The organism is Gammaproteobacteria bacterium (genome assembly GCA_016716465.1).
Lineage (GTDB): Bacteria > Pseudomonadota > Gammaproteobacteria > SZUA-140 > SZUA-140 > JADJWH01.
On sequence record JADJWH010000001.1, the window covers coordinates 824,190 to 842,683 of the forward strand.

Annotated in this window: 16 protein-coding genes; 8 read left to right on the plus strand and 8 right to left on the minus strand. The window is 67.0% G+C overall.

All coding sequences use genetic code 11. The annotated features are described in order from the left end of the window. Window positions 1-8: 8 nt before the first annotated feature. Both IPM20_03870 and IPM20_03875 read right to left on the minus strand, forming a co-directional pair. On the minus strand, window positions 9-944 hold the full coding sequence (locus tag IPM20_03870; protein MBK9130767.1) for an FAD/NAD(P)-binding protein: 936 nt from the start codon (window positions 942-944) through the stop codon (window positions 9-11). Continuing rightward, a complete protein-coding gene (locus IPM20_03875) occupies window positions 847-1,974 on the minus strand; it encodes a 4Fe-4S dicluster domain-containing protein (GenBank protein MBK9130768.1) in 1,128 nt (375 codons plus the stop codon). The genes IPM20_03870 and IPM20_03875 overlap by 98 nt, the downstream gene beginning before the upstream one ends. A 69-nt stretch (window positions 1,975-2,043) precedes the next feature. On the opposite strand from IPM20_03875, the gene IPM20_03880 reads away from it, so the two are divergent. The 6 genes from IPM20_03880 to IPM20_03905 all read left to right on the plus strand — a co-directional run bounded on the left by IPM20_03880 (window position 2,044) and on the right by IPM20_03905 (window position 5,624). Beyond that, window positions 2,044-2,268, plus strand: coding sequence for a HypC/HybG/HupF family hydrogenase formation chaperone (locus IPM20_03880; protein MBK9130769.1), 225 nt, complete (start codon window positions 2,044-2,046; stop codon window positions 2,266-2,268). A gap of 3 nt (window positions 2,269-2,271) precedes the next feature. Next, the gene (locus tag IPM20_03885; GenBank protein ID MBK9130770.1) at window positions 2,272-2,616 is read left to right on the plus strand and encodes a hydrogenase maturation nickel metallochaperone HypA; all 345 of its coding nucleotides are present in this window, start codon (window positions 2,272-2,274) and stop codon (window positions 2,614-2,616) included. Then, window positions 2,613-3,779 (plus strand): hydrogenase formation protein HypD, encoded by a 1,167-nt coding sequence (gene hypD, locus IPM20_03890; GenBank protein MBK9130771.1) that lies wholly within the window; start codon window positions 2,613-2,615, stop codon window positions 3,777-3,779. Before IPM20_03885 ends, hypD begins: the two co-directional genes overlap by 4 nt. 54 nt (window positions 3,780-3,833) lie before the next feature. After that, entirely contained in the window at window positions 3,834-4,277 is a 444-nt protein-coding gene (locus tag IPM20_03895; GenBank protein MBK9130772.1) for a universal stress protein, read from the plus strand. A 2-nt stretch (window positions 4,278-4,279) separates the two neighbouring features. Beyond that, window positions 4,280-4,981, plus strand: coding sequence for a protein-L-isoaspartate(D-aspartate) O-methyltransferase (locus IPM20_03900; protein ID MBK9130773.1), 702 nt, complete (start codon window positions 4,280-4,282; stop codon window positions 4,979-4,981). Window positions 4,982-5,279: 298 nt separating this feature from the next. Further along, window positions 5,280-5,624, plus strand: a complete 345-nt coding sequence (locus tag IPM20_03905; GenBank protein ID MBK9130774.1) for a 4a-hydroxytetrahydrobiopterin dehydratase — start codon at window positions 5,280-5,282, stop codon at window positions 5,622-5,624. A gap of 77 nt (window positions 5,625-5,701) precedes the next feature. Here the strand turns inward: IPM20_03905 and IPM20_03910 are convergent, their stop codons facing one another. Next, on the minus strand, window positions 5,702-5,911 hold the full coding sequence (locus IPM20_03910) for a dodecin domain-containing protein (protein ID MBK9130775.1): 210 nt from the start codon (window positions 5,909-5,911) through the stop codon (window positions 5,702-5,704). Window positions 5,912-6,150: 239 nt separating this feature from the next. On the opposite strand from IPM20_03910, the gene hypF reads away from it, so the two are divergent. Both hypF and hypE read left to right on the plus strand, forming a co-directional pair. Beyond that, complete coding sequence (hypF, locus tag IPM20_03915; protein ID MBK9130776.1) at window positions 6,151-8,460, plus strand: carbamoyltransferase HypF; 2,310 nt, start codon at window positions 6,151-6,153, stop codon at window positions 8,458-8,460. A gap of 22 nt (window positions 8,461-8,482) precedes the next feature. After that, the gene (hypE, locus tag IPM20_03920) at window positions 8,483-9,520 is read left to right on the plus strand and encodes a hydrogenase expression/formation protein HypE (protein ID MBK9130777.1); all 1,038 of its coding nucleotides are present in this window, start codon (window positions 8,483-8,485) and stop codon (window positions 9,518-9,520) included. A 548-nt stretch (window positions 9,521-10,068) separates the two neighbouring features. Here hypE and IPM20_03925 read toward each other — a convergent pair. The 5 genes from IPM20_03925 to IPM20_03945 all read right to left on the minus strand — a co-directional run bounded on the left by IPM20_03925 (window position 10,069) and on the right by IPM20_03945 (window position 18,456). Beyond that, window positions 10,069-10,980: an HDOD domain-containing protein gene (locus IPM20_03925; protein MBK9130778.1), complete on the minus strand. Its 912-nt coding sequence runs from the start codon at window positions 10,978-10,980 to the stop codon at window positions 10,069-10,071. A gap of 121 nt (window positions 10,981-11,101) precedes the next feature. Beyond that, window positions 11,102-14,968: an ATP-dependent RNA helicase HrpA gene (gene hrpA / locus IPM20_03930; GenBank protein ID MBK9130779.1), complete on the minus strand. Its 3,867-nt coding sequence runs from the start codon at window positions 14,966-14,968 to the stop codon at window positions 11,102-11,104. A gap of 54 nt (window positions 14,969-15,022) precedes the next feature. After that, on the minus strand, window positions 15,023-16,330 hold the full coding sequence (locus tag IPM20_03935) for an extracellular solute-binding protein (GenBank protein ID MBK9130780.1): 1,308 nt from the start codon (window positions 16,328-16,330) through the stop codon (window positions 15,023-15,025). A 19-nt stretch (window positions 16,331-16,349) separates the two neighbouring features. After that, the gene (locus IPM20_03940; GenBank protein ID MBK9130781.1) at window positions 16,350-18,020 is read right to left on the minus strand and encodes an ankyrin repeat domain-containing protein; all 1,671 of its coding nucleotides are present in this window, start codon (window positions 18,018-18,020) and stop codon (window positions 16,350-16,352) included. A 112-nt stretch (window positions 18,021-18,132) separates the two neighbouring features. Continuing rightward, window positions 18,133-18,456 carry a sulfurtransferase gene (locus IPM20_03945; GenBank protein MBK9130782.1) on the minus strand — a complete coding sequence of 108 codons (324 nt, stop codon included), beginning with the start codon at window positions 18,454-18,456 and terminating at the stop codon, window positions 18,133-18,135. Between the last annotated feature and the right edge of the window lie 38 nt (window positions 18,457-18,494).

An 18,494-nucleotide genomic window follows, 5' to 3' on the forward strand; every position in this document is an offset into this window, starting at 1 on the left:
TTGATAAATCAGAGACCTTTGACTGAAAACAGCGGTGCAATCTCGGAACAGGCGAACACCGGGCCGTCCTTGCAGACGAATTTCCCGCCAAACTGGCAATGCCCGCACTGCCCCACGGCGCAGTGCATGCTCCGCTCCAGGCTGAGCCAGATGGCGGAATCCGCAAGACCGAGCCCGCGCAAGGCCCTGACCGTGGCTGCCATCATCCCCTCCGGCCCGCACAGCAAGGCGAGCGTGCGTCCCGGCTCCGGCTCGATATGCTCGAACAGGCCCGTGACCGGCCCGATATGCCAGGGCCAGAGCGGCCCGCCGGTGTCGGCGGAAAACAGGACCCGGGTGCGCGGCATGGCCGCCCACGCCTCGTAACGCGCGCGCCAGAGCAGGTCATTGTAGTGCTTGACCCCTTGCAGTATCGTGACGGCCCCGAAGCGGGCGCGCCGGCGCATCATGTACTGGATCACGGAGACGCTCGGCGCGCAGCCCAGTCCACCGGTCACGATCAGCACGTCCTTCCCTTCCAGCGCGTCCAGCGGCCAGCCCCGCCCGTAGGGGCCGCGTACACCGAGACGGTCGCCCGCCTTCAGCGCCGCGATCCCGTCGGTGACGCGGCCGACGCGGCGGATGGTGTGGTCGAGCAGATCGTCGTGTTCCGGATCGGAGACGATGGAGATCGGCACCTCTCCGACCCCATACAGATAGAGCATGTTGAACTGTCCCGGCGCGAAGCGGTAGGCCGCGTGTTGCGCCGGATTGGCGAGGCGCAGTTTCAGCGTGAATACATGCTCGGACTCGTCGATACGTTCGACGATCTCGGCCTCATGCGGCAGATGAGGATTTACCCACGGTTCAGTCTGCACAGACCGCCCTCGCTTCTTCCGTGATATCGATTCCGACCGGGCACCAGGTGATGCAACGGCCGCAGCCGACGCAGCCCGAGCGGCCATACTGATCATGCCAGCCGCCGAGCTTGTGCGTCAGCCACTGGCGATAGCGTTCCCGCGTGCCGCCGCGCACGGCGCCACCGTGAATATAGCTGTGTCCGAAGGTGAAGCAGGAATCCCATTGGCGGGTGTGCGTGCTCTCCGTGCCGTCCAGACTCGGGACATCATGTTCGCTGTAACAGAAGCAGGTGGGGCACACCGAGGTGCAGTTGGCGCAGGACAGACACCGCTGCGCGACCTCCTCCCAACGTGGATGCTCGAGACGCCCGAACAGGGTATCTCGCAGGTCAGTGCCGGGCAGCGCGCGCTGTTGCGCACGCGCGCCCGACTCGATCTCACGCGCGGCCACTTGGCGCTGGTCCGTGGTCGCCTCGACGGTTGGCAGGCGCCGGAGGATGACACCACCGGCAACACTCCCGGCCTCGACGAGAAAGCCGTCGTCGAGCTCGGACAGGGCGAGATCGTAGCCGAAGTCCGCCCGCGGGCCGTCGCCGGTGGAGACGCAGAAACAGGTCGCGGCCGGATGGGTGCAGTGCACCGCGATCAGGAACAGTGCGTCGCGGCGCGCGCTGTAGGCGGGATCGGGCCGCGGGCCGTCACGGAAATGGGCGTCCTGCAGGCGCAACGCCGCCAGGTCGCAGGCCCGCACCCCCAGCACGGCCACCGGTCGCGCGACGGGCGGCGCCGGGATAAAGGCAAGGCGGCCCTGCGCGTCCCGGCGGACCGTCCATAGCGATTCCTGCGGCGTGAACAGCAGCGGCTTCAGGGCCTGCGGCCCGTTGGCCCAGGCGAAACAGCGCCCGCCCGCGCCCGCCTGCAGCCGGTATTCCCCCGGCCCCTGTCGGTCCGTGACCCCGTGCGGAAGCTCAGACACACGCGTGACGGGATCATAGACGATCGCACCGTCGCGCACGCGCGGACCGATGCACTCGTACCCCGCCTCCGCCAGCACATCCAGCAGACGCTGCAGATCGGCGCGGGGCAGGAAGCGGGTTTCAGTCACGGGGGCTTCGATATCCACTCGAACGGGCATTCCGCTGATCCAGACACATGGCCTATTATAGGGGCATACGAACCGCGCGATAGAGGACTGTGACCCGACATGTGTCTGGGAATACCGATGCGCATCATTTCCGTCGACGGCGACCGCGCCCGCTGCGAGGCCGGCGGCATCGAACGGGAGGTCAGCCTGTTCATGCTCCGGCCCGATCCGCCGGCGGTCGGCGATTACGTCCTCGTGCATGTCGGCTGCGCCATCCAGACGGTGCGGCCCAGTGACGCGCGCACGGCCTGGGAACTCCACGACGCCATGCGCAGCGGACATTGAGCGATGCACGAGACCTCGCTGTGCCGAAACCTGCTGGCGCGTGTCCTGGAGATCGCGCGCCATCATGATGCCGCCGCCGTGGCCGCCATCCGGCTGCAACTGGGCCCGCTCGGCCGCCTCGATCCTCAGCATATCATCGACGACTTCACCCAGATTGCCCTCGGCACCCCGGCACAGGAGGCGCGCATCGAGATCGAGACCGCCGCCCTTCAGGTGCACTGCCCCGCCTGCGGCATGGAATCCGAGGCCGCGCCCGATGATCCCTCCTGCCGGCGCTGCGGCAGCGATGACACGCGGATCCTGAACGGCGCCGAGCTGGTGCTGTTGAACGTGGAGCTCGCGGTGTGACGGCGCCACCCGGCAGCGACGAGGCCGCCGGCTGGCTGGAAAAGATCCGCCGTCTGCCCATCCCGCGCCGCTTTCGCATCATGAACGTGTGCGGCGGTCACGAGCGCGCGCTGACCCTGGCGGGCCTGCGCGCGATCCTGCCGGCGGGCATCGAACTGATCCCGGGGCCCGGCTGTCCCGTGTGCATCTGCCCGGAGCAGGACATCCACGCCGCGATCGAACTGGCGCAACGGCCCGGCATCACGCTGCTGGCCTTCGGAGACCTGCTGCGCGTGCCCGCAAACGCGGCCCGGGGGCTGCCGCGCTCGCTCGCCGAGGCGCGCGCCGCGGGCGCCGATGTCCGTGCGGTCGCCTCGCCGCAGGAGGCCATTGCAATCGCCTGCGCCGAACCCCGTCGGCGGGTGGTGTTCTTCGCCGCCGGATTCGAGACCACCACGGCACCGGTGGCAGCGAGCCTGCTGCAAGGCGTGCCGGACAATCTGTCACTGCTGCTGTCCGCCCGGCGTACCTGGCCGGCGGTGGCCATGCTGCTCGACTCGGACGCCTCCGGCATCGACGCCCTGATCGCCCCGGGACACGTGGCGACCGTGATGGGTCCGGAGGAATGGGACTTCGTGCCCGGGCGCTTCGGTCTGCCGACCGCCATCGCGGGCTTTACCCCCGCCTCGCTGCTGGCCGGCATCTATTCGACCCTGCGTCAATCGCTCGAAGGCCACTGTTTCGTCGACAACACCTATGCGGAAACGGTGCGGCCCGGCGGCAATCCGGCCGCGCGCCGTTGCCTTGAGGAGACCCTGGATATCGTCGACGCGGATTGGCGCGGCATTGGGGTGATCCCGCGCTCGGGCTATCAGCTCCGCGCCGCCTGGTCGCGGCTGGATGCGCGGCTGTCCTTTCAGGCCGAGCTGGATCAGTCACGGCGCCGGGCGGGAGAGATGCCGCCCGGCTGCGACTGCGCGCGTGTCGTGCTCGGCCGCATCGCTCCCGATGACTGCGCGCTCTACGGACGCGGCTGCACCCCGCAGGCGCCGATCGGTCCCTGCATGGTCTCCGACGAGGGAGCGTGCCGGATCTGGTGGGCGGGCGGCGTGCGCCAGCGCACCCGCCGTCATGCCGGAATGGAGACTGGAGCGGGAGGCGAACAGCTTGCCTCGCCCATTTGAAGCTGATGAAATGAGTGTGCGTTCGGATCGCTACCGCTTGAAGGAGGTACGCCCATGCCGTACAGCCATATCCTGATCGCCGTCGACTTTTCGGATGCCTCAGCGCATGTCGCGCGCCAGGCTGCCGGGATCGCGCGGCAGAATTCGGCGACGATGAGTCTGCTCCATGTGGTCGATTACCTCCCGCCGCTCGGCTTCGCCGATGACCTCCTCCCCGCGCCGGCCCTGCTGGTGGACGAGAAGGAATTGCTGGAACACGGAACATCCTCCCTCGAGGCCTTCGCGCGCAGGATCGGCCTTCCCGCGGAGGTGAAGCGTCACGTGCTGCTGGGCGCGCCGCATCAGCAGATCGTGGAATTCGCCGGCGCCCAAGGGGCCGACCTGATCGTGCTCGGCTCGCATGGCCGGCACGGCCTCGGCCGTCTGCTCGGGAGCACGGCGAACGCCGTGCTCAATCACGCGACCTGCGACGTCCTCGCGGTGCGCATCACGGCCTGAGCATGCCCGGGTCGGAATTCGAACGCGAGCGACAGCGTCTGCGGCGGGAGATCGAGACTGACATGCGCGACTGCGCCAGCGCCACCGGGCGCGACACCCTGTCGCCGCGCGTCATCGCCGCCATCGAAACCGTCCCGCGTGATCGCTTCGTGCCGCCCGGCATGCAGCCCTCCGCCTACGAGAACCGTCCCTTGTCCATCGGACTCGGGCAGACCATCTCGCAACCCTTCATCGTCGCCCTGATGACCGACATGCTCGATCCCGGGCCGGACGACGTCGTGCTGGAGATCGGCACGGGCTCGGGCTACCAGGCGGCCGTGCTGGCGCAGCTCGTCCGGCGGGTGTACAGCGTCGAGACGCTGCCGGAACTCGCGCAGACGGCGCGCGAGCATCTGGAAGGACTCGACTATCGTAACGTGGAAGTGCGCGTGGGCGACGGCCATCTGGGCTGGGCGGAGCATGCGCCCTACGATGCCATCATCGTCACCGCCGCGGCGCCCGAGATCCCGCCGGCACTGCTCGATCAGCTGAAGCCGGGCGGCCGCATGGTGATCCCGGTCGGGCTGCGCTATATGACGCAGGATCTGGTGCTGGTCACCAAGGACGCGGACGGCGAGACCCATCGCCGCAGCATCCTCCCGGTGGCCTTCGTTCCGCTGGTCGAGTCCGGCGCCGCGGACGCGGACGCGCCGGCACGAGACTAGCCGGCAAAAACGATCTCACAGGGCAGATTCTCCAGTATGCCCTGATAACCCCGCGCCTGAAGCCGGAGGGCTGTCGTTTCTTCGGGAGATAGGCGGGCTTGATGTCCAGCAGCGTCAGCGCATATGAATGATCCTGTAATAAATAATTATGAAATTATACAAATACAACCTATACCTCAGGTTCAGGGCCAGATGAAGCGTTTTCGGCTCCCAGATCGCAGCCTATAATAACCCGGTCAGCTCACCGGCGGGATCATGAGCGAGCCCATCGTGGTGAACAAGCACACAGGAGACTGCAATGACTGGACTGGCCGAGATCAAATGCGAGGCGTGCCGCGCCGGGGCGCCGACGGCAACGACGGAGGAGATCGCCGAGTTCCAGCCCCAGATCCCCGCCTGGCGCATCATCACGCGTGAAGGCATCGATCAACTGGAGCGCAGCTATACCTTTCGCAACTTCGTCGATGCCCTCGCCTTCACCGTAAAGGTCGGCATGCTGGCGGAAAAGGAATTTCATCACCCTGACATCCACACTGCCTGGGGCAAGGTGACCGTGACCTGGTGGTCGCACAAGATCAAGGGATTGCATCGCAACGATTTCATCCTCGCCGCGCGCACCGACCGGCTCTACGGCCAGGACTGAACACCCGGCGCTGCCCCTCGACGGGGTTCTTCAGCGTCAGGCGCGCACGACGCGTTGCCCGCCCCTCACCGCTGTGTTCAAGCCTCCAGCGTGAAACCGACCTTCAGCGTCACCTGATAATGGGCGACCTTGCCGTTCTCGATCTGCCCACGTGTGCCGGTGACCTCGAACCAGCGCATATTGCGCACCGTCTTCGCCGCGCGCGCGATGGCGTTTTCGATCGCGGGCTCGATCCCGTCGGGGGAGGAGCCGGTCAGCTCGATCAGTTTATAGACATGGTTGCTCATTCCAGGGTCCTCGTCGTTGGATGGGTGGACACGGCATGGTTACGATTCAGATCATAGCCTGCGCGATGCCCGCTGGAAAACCGCCTCACACCATATCTCTGATCTTGAGTCATATATCCTCTACTAACTATTGAATTATTTAATTAAAGATTGAGAAATCCACATCTCGAGCGGGCCGACCGGTTTCTGCGGTAGCATAGTGTATCCGCCGCATGCACATGACAGCCGATCCTCCGCAGATGTCCCCTACGGCCCCGCAATCGCCGGCGCCACCCGAACGCATCGCCCGTCACTGGCTGATCGGCGGGCGGGTCCAGGGCGTCGGCTACCGGCCCTTCGTCCACCGCCTTGCCACGCGCCTGGACATCGAGGGATGGGTGCGAAACCGGCAGGACGGCGTGGAGATCTTTGCGCAGGGACCGCCGACACAGGTCGCACGCTTCGGTGAGGCCCTGCTGCGCGAGGCGCCGCCCCTCGCTTTGCCGCGCCTGGTCACCGCCGCCGACACGGGATGGCAGCCGCTGCGCGGTTTCACCATTCGCGCGAGCCGGGAACATGCAGCGGTCGACGCGCATATCCCTCCCGATCTGCCTCCATGCACGGATTGTCTCTCGGAACTGCGCGATCCGCGCAACCGGCGCTATCGCCATCCGTTCATCAACTGCACCGCCTGCGGTCCGCGCTATACGGTGATCACCCGCCTCCCCTACGACCGCCCCTATACCACCCTGCGCGATTTTCCGCTCTGCGCGGACTGCGCGCGCGAATATGCGGATCCCGGCGATCGCCGCTTTCACGCGCAGCCGATCGGATGCCACGTGTGCGGACCGCGGCTGGAGTTTACCGACAGCAGCGGCGTCCGGATACACGGAAACGTGGAGGCACTCGATGCCCTGGTCACCGCGCTACGCGCCGGGAAGATCATCGGCGTGAAAGGCGTCGGCGGTTACCACCTGCTGTGCGATGCACATAACACCGGGGCGATCGCACGCCTGCGCCGCAACAAGCCCCGGCCCGATAAACCGCTGGCGGTGATGTTCCCGGAGGATGCCGGACTGGCCGCGCTGCGCCGCCACGTTGAAGTGGACGCGAGTATCGAGGCCGCCTTGCGTTCCGCCGTCCGCCCCATTCTGCTGTTGCCGAAGATCGCGGCAGATATGCCGCTTCCTGAGAACATCGCGCCCGGCCTCGCCGAGATCGGCGTCATGCTGCCCTGCAGCCCGTTGCACTACCTGATCCTCGACGATTTCGGCGGACCGCTGATCGCGACCTCCGCAAACGTGAGTGGCGAACCCGTGCTGATCGAGGCCGCCGAGGCCGAACAACGCCTGGCACGGGTGGCAGACGCCTGGCTGCACCACGATCGCCCGATCGAACGCCGCGTGGATGATTCCGTCTATCGCGTCATCGCTCGCGAGCCGCGCCCGCTGCGCCTGGGTCGCGGCCTGAGTCCGCTCGAACTCGAGCTGCCCTTCGCACTGAAACGGCCACTGCTCGCTGTGGGTGGTCATATCAAGAACACGGTGGCGCTGGCCTGGGACAGGCGCGTCGTCGTCTCGGCCCATGTCGGCGAACTTGAGGCGCCGCGCAGCCGCGCCGCGTTCGTCCGCGTCGTGGAAGATCTGCAAGCCCTCTACGGGATCCGCGCCGAGGCCGTGGCCTGCGACCGACATCCGCGCTACGCCAGCCGGCGCTGGGCCGAAGCGAGCGGCCTGCCCTGTATCGGGGTCTTCCACCACCGCGCCCATGCGGCGGCGCTCGCCGGCGAGCATCCCGCGGTAGCACGCTGGCTGACCTTCACCTGGGACGGCGTCGGATACGGGGAGGATCATTCCCTGTGGGGCGGCGAGGGCCTGTTCGGAGCGCCGGGCAACTGGAGACGCGCCACACACCTGCGCCCGTTCCGTCTTCCGGGCGGAGAACGCGCCGCGCGTGAGCCCTGGCGCAGCGCCCTGGCGCTGTGCTGGGAAAGCGGCCATCGCTGGGATGACGCTCCGATGGAAACTGCCCTGCTCCGCCACGCCTGGCGCCAGGGCCTCAATTGCCCTCTCACCTCCTCTGCCGGAAGGCTGTTCGACGCCGCTGCGGCGCTGACCGGCGTGCTGTCCTCCGGCAGCTACGAGGGACACGGGCCGGCGCTGCTGGAGGCCGTGGCGCAAACGACTGCGGACCATATCGACCTGCCCGTCACGCGACGGGAAGACCACACGCTGGAAGTCGACTGGGCGCCCCTGGTGCCAATGCTGCTGGATGCCTCGCTGAGCCGCGCACGCCGCGCGGGCCTGTTCCACAGCAGCCTGGCACACAGCCTGCTCGCGCAGGCAAACCTGCTGCGCGAGCAGGCGGGTGACTTCGTCGTCGGCCTGACCGGCGGGGTATTCCAGAATCGGCGGCTGAGCGAACAGGCCTGCGCGCTGCTCGCGGCGCATGGCTTCGATGTGCGCCTGTCCGGACGGATACCGTGTAATGATGCCGGGCTCTGTTACGGGCAGATCATCGAGGCGGGATATCGCGGAGAGATCGCGCCGCATGGCGCGCAGCCGCAATAGAAAACCGGACACGGGGACAGTCATGAAACCGACGGCTGACAAGCCGAACGAGAAAGTTGCCGACGAACCCATCGGCCTGCCGCACGGCAACGGCGGCCGTCTGATGCGCGAACTGATCGAGGAGATCTTCACGCGCGAGCTGTGCAACCCCGAACTCGACACGATGCTCGACGCGGCGACGCTCGCCTACCCTTCCGGAACGGTGGTGATGAGCACCGATTGCTTCACGGTCCAGCCGGTGGAATTTCCCGGCGGCGATATCGGCTCACTGGCCGTGCACGGGACGGTCAACGATCTCGCGGTCACCGGCGCGGAGCCGTGCCATCTCAGCCTGGGTGTGATCATCGAGGAGGGCTTCGGCCGTCACCGGCTTGCGCGCATCGTCGCCAGCCTGGCCGCCGCCGCGCGCGCGATCCCGGTGCGCGTCGTCACGGGGGATACCAAGGTCGTGCCGCGCGGCGAAGGCGGCGGGATCTACCTGATCACGACGGGGATCGGCCGTCGCCCCGGCGATCGCGCGCTGGATCCACGGCGCATCCGCCCCGGAGACGCCATCGTGGTCAGCGGGCCGGTCGGCGACCATGCCGTCGCCGTGATGCTGGCGCGCGGCCAGTACGGTCTGCACGGCGACCTGCGCTCGGATTCCGCCAGCGTGCTGCCCCTCACGCGCGCGGCGCTCGCCTTTCCCGGGCTGCGCTTCATGCGTGATCCCACGCGCGGCGGACTGGCCACCGTCATGCACGATATCACCCGCGCCGGCGGACTCGGTGTGCGCCTCCGCATGCACAACATCCCGGTACGTCCGGCAGTGCGGACCGTGTGCGACCTGCTCGGCTACGATCCGCTCTACCTGGCCTGCGAAGGACGTGTGGTGGCCGTCATCGAGCCTGCGCAGGCGCAGGCCTTGTGTGAGGCCTGGCGTTCCATGCCGGAGGGCGCGGGCGCCGCGATCATCGGCGCCGCCGTTGCGGATCAGGACGGGGTGATCCTGGAGACCGCCCTGGGCGGTGAACGATTCATCGAGGAACTGGAAGACGATCCGCTGCCCAGGATCTGCTGACAACGGTACTTACAGCGAGACATAAGGAACCCATCGCGCAGACGGCGACGAGCCCCGTCTGTCCATTCCATTGGATATCCATGACCGAGCCATGGCGCCATCCCTGGCGATCCAACGTTGGTTCGAACCGCCCACGCGATGGGTGTTCGGTCAAACTCGTTCGGGTCGGTCGCCGATCCACTCCGGGTCACCGCCCTGTGATCCACCGATCTTGCCTGCGAGGGCTGTCCGTCCTCATGAAGAAAGACAGTGGTTTCTGATCCGGCGAGTATACAAATATGGAAATAAAAATACTGCTCGACCAAATGGTTAATACGACACTCTTATGTCGGGCATAAAATAGTCCTGCCTTCTACACGAGAGGATTAGTACCTGCGCAGTACTACACGATGCTCAGACGAACCCGCGCTCCCTTATATGTCTGGCTGCCTCGCCCTTGGGAAGGTTCGGCTCAGGCACACCGTCCTTGAACTTCGCCATGGCTTGGGTACATCGACGTTTACCAGAAGGCCAAACCAACGTGGGATACTGTCGTGCTTGATCTCGGATCAGGCCGCCCGCGGCAACAGGGTGGCGGACAGCTGAGTCAACTGGTCGACGGCCTCGGCATGCACCTCGATCAGGGCATCGGCGTTGAGTCCGCTGACAGCCCAGCTGACCGGATCGGCCTCGCGCGCAAGGTGATGGGCCAACGCGGCCCTATCCGCATCGCGTAGGGGTCCCGTGTAGGGGCTGTCCGCGATGACGGCGGCGAGGTGGACCAGCGCGGCGTTGATTACCGCATTCCGGGCCTCGCCTGGCGCATGATGACATTTCACCGCTTCCCAGAGCGCATCCGGCAACAGCCATTGGCGCAGCAGCTCGCCGCCGACCTCGGCATGGTCGAAACCGATCACGCCACGCTCCAGTAGATGCAGGGGGGTCCCGGAATCCTTGGCGCGCAACAGTGTCTCGCGCGCCATTTCGGGCAGCTTGTTGGCAATAATCAGCTGGCCAATGTCGTAGAGCAGTCCGGCGACGAAAAGTGATTCGGCATCCGCCATCCTGGCCCGCACACCGAGCAGGCGGGCGATCAGCCCGCATAACAGGCTGCGATGACGGTAATCTTCGATATCGATCAAACCGCCCCTGAAGCGTCCCATGATGTCCAGCGCGGCGTATGCGAGTACCAGATCACGCAGACCGCGCGTTCCGATCACGGTGATCGCGCGCGAAATCGTATCAACGCGGGCGGTAAATCCATACATGGGACTGTTTGCGATCCGCAGCAGCCGCGCGGTGAGCGCGGGATCCTCGCTGATGACGCGCGCGATCATATTGCCGGAACTGCGCGGATCATCCACCATGCGGCTGATCCGGATGAACATGTCGGGCAGCGCGGCCAGGCGTATCGCCCCCTTCACCAGATCCTCGGGGCGCATCGGTTCAGGCGCAACGCGGTTTTCTCGCTCAGACATCATGATCCAGGAACCGGGCGCTCGCTGTAAATGGGATATCCTCGCGCCACCTGCTTGCGCTTCGGCGCATTACAGTAATCGTCCGCCCCGGGAGATTCTTTAAAATAACCCCGAACGTTCCCGGTCAATCCGGCCACAGGCGCTGTACGCGCTGCACCGAGACCGGCACCACGGTCTTAAGCTCCTGGGCAAACAACGACACCCGCAATTCCTCCAGCAGCCAGCGCACGGGGGGCTCCGCCGCCACGGCTTCATCGACACCCTGCCGCAACCATCTCTGCCACAACGGTCCGATGCCGGCGAGGCCCTGTGCGTCCCGGTCCGGCCGGTCGCGTAACCGGTCGAGCCGGATGCGCATGGCGCGCAGGTAGCGCGGGTAGTGACGCAACCAGTCCGGCGGAGTATCGCGCAGGAAACCGCGGTGGATCAGCCCGTCCAGCTGGCTCTTCATGTCGTCCACCGCCGCCCGCCAGGCGGGAGGATATGTCCGCCCCAGGGCCTGCCGGATCTCGTGGCCGGCGCCCAGTATTTCATCAGCGAGCCGGCAGAGTTCGTTGAAGTTCGTAATCAGGTCCGGCCCCGCCTCGGCCAGTCGGCGATCGAAATCCGCCTTGGTGCGGGGCACGGGCCGATCGGCGAGGAAGGTCCGGTCCACGGCCGCCTCGATGAGTTGATCCTGCAGCTCGCGGCAACTCCCCCAGGGGAGATAATGCGCACACATCTGCTGCAAATGCGGGATCTCCTTTCGCAGATACTTGATCTTCGCGGCGAGGTTCAGCGCGATCAGCCGGCGCATGCCCGCGCGAGTGGCCTCCCGCGCGCAGCGCGCATCATCAAACAGGCGCCACGACACCGAGTCACCTTCATCCTGCAGTGCCGGATAGGCCAGGATGCGCCTTCCATTGCGTTCGTATTCGGCCGTCTCGGGCAGGTCATCGAAATCCCAGGTGGTGAGTCTGCGCCCAGCGGATTCCGGCCGTAGATCCGTCATGAATGACTGGCGCGCTTGCTCCCCCAGCGCGTCCCGCAGGCGCGTGAGATCACGACCCGAGGCGATCACGTCGCCGGCGTCATCGATGACCTGAAAATTCATGCGCAGATGGTCCGGCATCTCCTGTTGCCGCCAGACCTCGGACGAAACCTCGATACCGGTCATGCGTTTCAGCTCGGCGCCCAGCGCGGCCACCAGATCACCCTGCATCTTCGGGCGCAAGGCCTCCGCGCAGGCCGTGGCAAAGTCCGTCGCCGGCGCGAAACGGCGCCGCCAGGCCTTGGGCAGGGACCGGAGCATCGCGAGCAGTTTTTCCTGCAGCAGGCCGGGCACCAGCCATTCGGTGCGCGCGGCATCCACCCGGTTCAGCATCATGAGGGGAATCTCCAGCGTGACGCCGTCGTCCGGATGCCCGGGCTCGAAGCGATACCGCAAGGCGAACTCGACCCCGTTCATCGTCAGCCTGGCGGGAAACAGCGCGTCCACGTCGCCCTCCCGGGCGCCCCGCAGGAGCAGTTCCCTGTCCATGAACAACAGACCTGGAACGACGCGCCGCGCCTCCTTGTACCAGGCTGCGAAGGCCCGCGCGTCGGCCAGACCCGAAGGCAGTCGCGCGTCATAGAAGTGAAACAGGGTCTCGTCGTCTGCCAGCAGCCCGCGGCGGCGCGTCCTGTCCTCCAGCGCGCGGATCTCGTCGATGAGCGCACGGTTGTGGCGCAGACAGTCGGCATCGAGTCCGGAGTCGGGATCCAGCAGGGCGCCACGGATGAAGATCGCGCGCGCCTGCTCCGGATCGATGGGGGCGAAATCGACGCAACGCCGCGGGTTGACCAGCAGACCGTACAGCATGACGCGCTCGTAGACCATCACGCGTCCGCGGCGGGCGTCCCAGAACGGATCATAGTGGCTGCGTTTGACCAGATGCGCCGCGGCCCGCTCGATCCATTCGGGTTCGACGCGCGCCGCGGTATGCGCATACAGGCGCTGGGTCTCGACCAGGGAAGCGGCCATGATCCACTTGGGCGGCTTGGCGGCCAGCGCCGACCCGGGGAACAGCACGAACTTGTTGCCCCAGGCGCCGGCGTATTCCCGCTCCTCGTTCAGACGCGCGACATTGCCGAGCAGGCCGCTGAGCAGGGCGCGATGGAGCTGGCCGTACTCGGCAGGCTGCTGATTGAGCCGGTACCCCATCTCCCTGAGCTGCTCGTGGAGCTGCTGGTGGATGTCGCGCCACTCCCGCATCCGCCGGTAGGATAGAAACTGCTCCTGGCAGAACCTGCGGAGCTTGCTCTGCGACAGATGGCGCGCCTGCTGCTCGAATTCCGACCACAGCTTGAGATAGGCCAGGAAATCCGAGCGCGCGTCCTGGAACGCGCGGTGCTTCTCATCGGCCGCCTGCGGCGATTCCTGCGGGCGCTCGCGCGGATCCGGCAGCGACAGCGCGGCGCACACGATGAGCGTCTCCGTCAGGGCGTTCTCGGCGACTCCGCCGAGGAGCATGCGCCCGATGCGCGGGTCGACGGGAAACTGCGCGATCTTCCGGCCGATGTCCGTCAGCCGGCGCCGGTCGTCGAGCGCATTCAATTCCGCCAGCAGCTTGTACCCGTCGCTGACATAGCGCGAATCGGGGGGATCGATGAACGGGAACTGTTCGATCTCGCCCAGTTGCAGGGCGCGCATCTGGAGGATCACGCTGGCGAGGTTCGTGCGCAGGATCTCGGGTGGTGTGTGCGCGGGTCGGGCAAGATAGTCCTCCTCCGCATACAGGCGCAGGCACACGCCGGGCGCGACGCGCCCGCAGCGCCCGGCGCGCTGGTCGGCCGATGAGCGTGCGATCGGCTCGATCGGCAGGCGCTGCACCTTCGCGCGATGGCTGTAGCGGCTGATACGCGCCAGACCGGTATCGATCACATAACGGATGCCAGGCACCGTCAGCGAGGTCTCGGCGATGTTGGTCGCAAGGATGAGCCGGCGCTCGCGCCCCGGGCAAAAGATCCGGCCCTGCTCCGCCGCGCTCAGGCGCGCATAGAGCGGTATGATCTCGGTCCGTGGTGGATGATGCTTGCGCAGCGCCTCGGCGGTCTCGCGGATCTGCCGTTCCCCCGGCAGGAAGATCAGGATATCGCCCGGGCCCTCGCGCGCCAGTTCGTCCGTCGCCTCCAGTATCCGCTGTTGCGCGCCGTCATCTTCCGTCGCATTCGCGGTGGAGGGACGATAGCGGATCTCGACGGGATAACTGCGCCCGGACACCTCGAGAATCGGCGCCCCGTCGAAGTGGCGCGCGAAGCGCTCCGGATCGATGGTGGCGGAGGTGATGATCAGTTTCAGGTCGGGGCGGCGCGGCAGCAGCTGTTTGAGATAACCCAGCAGGAAATCGATATTGAGGCTGCGTTCATGCGCCTCGTCGATTATGAGGGTGTCATAGGCGAGCAGGTTGCGATCCTGCCTCAGTTCGGCCAGCAGGATGCCGTCCGTCATGAGCTTGATCATCGTCTCCGGCCGGGTGTGATCGCCGAACCGGATCTTGTAACCCACCCGGCCGCCGGGCTCGAACCTCATTTCGGCGGCGATGCGTTCCGCCAGGCTGCGCGCCGCGATCCGGCGCGGCTGGGTGTGGCCGATCATGCCGGCGATACCTCGGCCCGCCTCCAGGCAGATCTTGGGCAGCTGGGTGCTCTTGCCGGAGCCCGTCGCGCCACACAGCACGATCACCTGGTGCGCGGCGATGGCGGCGGCGATCTCGGCGCGCTGGGCGCTGACCGGCAATTCCTCCGGATACCCCCAGTCCCGCCGCAACGTCCGCCGCTGCTCGACCTGCGACCGGGATGCCTCGATCTCGGCGCGCAACCGGACGAGCCGCTCCCGCGCCTCCGCGGAGCGCCCGCCGGAATCTTCCCGGATCTCTCGCGCGATCCTCCGCAGGCGCTGCCGGAGGCGCGGCTGGTCGATGCGCAGGCAGGAGGCGAGTTCGCGTTCGAGCTCGTCGAAGATACCGTTCATGTCGAAGGATCGCTGCCCTGGAATCGACGGAACACGCGCAAGCGTCCGCGCTGATCAGGCGCCGCCGCTCAATCTCATGTCGATCGCCCTGACCGCCGCGTCGAGCGTGCCGCGCACATCCGCCCCATGCATGATGTCGTCGAAGGCGTGCTGGAATTCCTCGCTGAGGACGGGATACGCAGGCAGTCCGGGGCGCGAGATCACCGTGTTTTCGAGTTGCGGCATGAAGAGATGCAAGGGGCCGTCGTCGCGGTACAGCGCCGCGCGGGCCGCGGCGCTGCGGGTCGCGGGAATCCCGTCCACTGCAATGGAGGTCGCCAGCACCTGATCCGGCTGCAGCAGGTATTCGAGAAACTGCATGGCGGCGCCCTGGTCCTTGCACGCGGCACTGAGCGCCCAGCCCCATCCGCCTTGTGCGGTACGCGGACCGTGCCCGAAATCCGGCAAAGGCAACAGGACGACGTCACCCGGGAACTGCCCTTCATAGCGGCGGAACGCGGTGTGGTCCCCCCACGCCAGCGCGACGCGTCCGCTCATGAAGGCGGTATCGTCGCCGGCCATATCGACGTAGCCCTCTCGGACCCAGGATTGCAGCCGCGACATCGCCGCCACGACCCCCTCCCGGTTCAAATACCCGGCGGCAGTCCGATAGGTGGCACGATCGATGAGGTCGCCGCCGGCGGACTGTACCACGGGGAGAAAGGCGTAACTGTACCACTCGCCTTTCGCGGCCAGACCGAGATCGAGCACGGCCCCGTCCGGATCGTGTCTGGCCAGACTCTGCAGTACCCGGCCGAACTCCTCGGCGCTCCAGGTGTCCTGGAGCGAAGCGGGAATGCGCACGCCCGCCGCGCGCAGCAGACTCGGCCGCGCATAGATGCCGAGACCGGTGTCGTAGCTCGATACGGTGTAGATCCTGCCGCGGTACATACCCTGCCCGATCACCGACGGAAACAGATCGAGCCGACTGTTGTCGGTCAACAGCTTGTCGAGCGGAATCAGGTAACCGTGCTGGATGTAGTCCTGGATATGCGGCCCGTCGACATCGAAGAGGTCGGGCAGCGCGCCCGTGCCGGCCGCCTCCCGGATTTGTGCCTCATAGGATTCCTGGGGCAGGATCACGACGTTCACCCGCACCCGGTATTGACGCGCGTTGAAGCGCGCGACCTGCTCCTGCACGATCCTGCTCTCGGCGGAAGAACCGGCGTGCATCCACACCTCGAGCTCGGCGGTGCGTTCGGATTGATCCGCCGTCGCCGCCGGGCCGGTATCGCAGCCGGCGAGCAGAACCGCGCCGGCGATGAGGGCTGCGGCGGCCGCGCGGGCCGCGCCCAGACGGCTCCGGAATGAATGGCGGATCATGCCGGATTCCGGACGCATGTCACTCCGGGCTTGCGGTGGTGAGCAGTCGTGCCAGCTCGGCCGGATTGCCATCCCGCGCCGCGGCATCCAGCGCCGACACGGACAGGTTTCCGATCGCATCCAGATCGGCGCCGTGTTCCAGCAGGGCCCTGGCGATGGTCTCACGTCCGCCCTGCACGGCGAGCATGAGCGGGGTGACATCGGGACGCGCGACGATGTTGGTGTCGGCCCCGTGGGCGAGCAGGAGTTCGACCGCCTCCGCGTAGCCGTTCTCCACGGCCCAGTGCAGCGCCGTCCGCCCTCCGGCATCCCGGGCATCGGGCGCGGCGCCGGCATCGAGCAACAGGCCGATCATGTCCACCTGCCCGTTGCGGGCCGCCTCCACCAGGAGCGGCGCCGGCGCGCCGTTGTTGACGAGGGTGGTGATCATATAACCTCGCGTCAGCGGCGGATCATTCCGGTTCGGATCGAGCCCCTTCGCCAGCAGGGCACGCATTACATCGAGGTTTCCCGCGCGCGCGGCCGCGATTCCCGGTGTGTCACCGTCCCGATTCGGGAGGCGGATATCGGCGCCGTGGTCGAGCAGGATCCAGACGGCGTCCATGTCATTGCGCCAGATCGCGGTCAGCAGCGCGGTGTCCCCGCGCCCCACCGCCCGCAGCAGTTCACGCTCGCGCAGCGGTGTGCCGGAGGCCTCGATACGCTGCGCACTGAGCCCCCACGGGACATCGTTCACATCGGCGCCATGCTGGATCAGCAGCTCCAGCATGGCGTTCTCTCCGCGGTAGGCCGCGCTCGCCAGCGCTGTGATGCCCGTGATCGGATCCCGGTAGTCGGGGTCGACGGACTGCTCGAGCAATCGCGCGAGCTTGTCCGCGTCACCAAGCTTCACCGCCCGAAGCAGCGCCTGCTCCGGGCTCAGATCGACATACGGTGTCTCATCGCGCGCGCCGGCCCGCAGCAGTTCCTCTGCGGCCGCCGTCTTGCCATTGCGCACGGCCAGTGTATATGCCGTCTCGCCCCGCACCCGCACGACATCCGGGGCCGCGCCCCGCGCCAGCAGGCCGCGCACCATGGCCAGACTGTCCGCCGCCGGAAGATCGCTGGCGACCGCGCGCATCAGCGGGCTGTAGCCTGCGTTGCCCGAACCCGGTTCATATCGGTTGGGATCGGCGCCATGCGCCAGCAGGAAATCGACGATGCGGACACGGCCGAATCGGATAGCGGCGCCCAGCGCGGTTTCACCCTGGCGGTCGGACGCATTTAGGTCCGCCCCAGCGTCCAGCAGCAGACGCACGTTATCCAGGCGATCTCTCGAAGCGGCGTGCATCAGGGCGGTAGTGCCGTCGGCGTCGGCGGCCGCGACATCGGCGCCGCGAGCGAGCAACAGGGAGGTCATGGCGGCGTCCGACTCGCCGGCGGCGGCAATCAGCGCGGTCCGGCCCAGACCGTCGCGTGAGTCCGGCGCCACACCCTGATCGAGCAGCAGACGCACGGTATCGCGCTGGCCGTAGCGGGCGGCCAACACCAGGGCCGGGTCGCTGTGCCCCGGCGCCTCGGCGCCACTTTCCGCAGGCGCGTCGACCGCGGTGGAAACCGTGCCCGCATCGGCCGCGGACGCGGGCTGCGCGCCCGCCATCAGCAAGCCGGCGAACAGACAAACCGCCATGCGATGTTTCGATGCCGTCATAAGCGCCCCTCCGCGATTACAGGCCCGGATTCCGCCCGCCCGCGTCATATTCCGCGGCAGACCCGGCCATTATACCCCAAGGGGCGCCGCCCCGGCCCGGCCCGGCCGGGCTTCAGTACCTGGGCATCGCGGGATCGACGACGGCGGCCCAGGCGTCGATCCCGCCCTGGAGATTGACGAGTCGGGTGAAACCCCGCTGCTCTAGATAGCCGGCCACCCGCTGGCTGCGCATTCCGTGATGGCAGATCAGCACGGTCTCGCGCGCCGGGTCCAACTCGGCGATCCGGCCGGGGATGGTCGCCATGGGGATATGGAGGGAACCCTCGATATGGCAGTGGACGAATTCCCAGCCTTCCCGCACGTCGAGCAGCAGCGGCTTCGCCGCTGCCTCGGCGAGATACTGTTGCAAAGCGGCAGGGTTCATCTGGTGGATCATGGACGACTCCTCAGGGCGCATACACGCCCGGAAACATG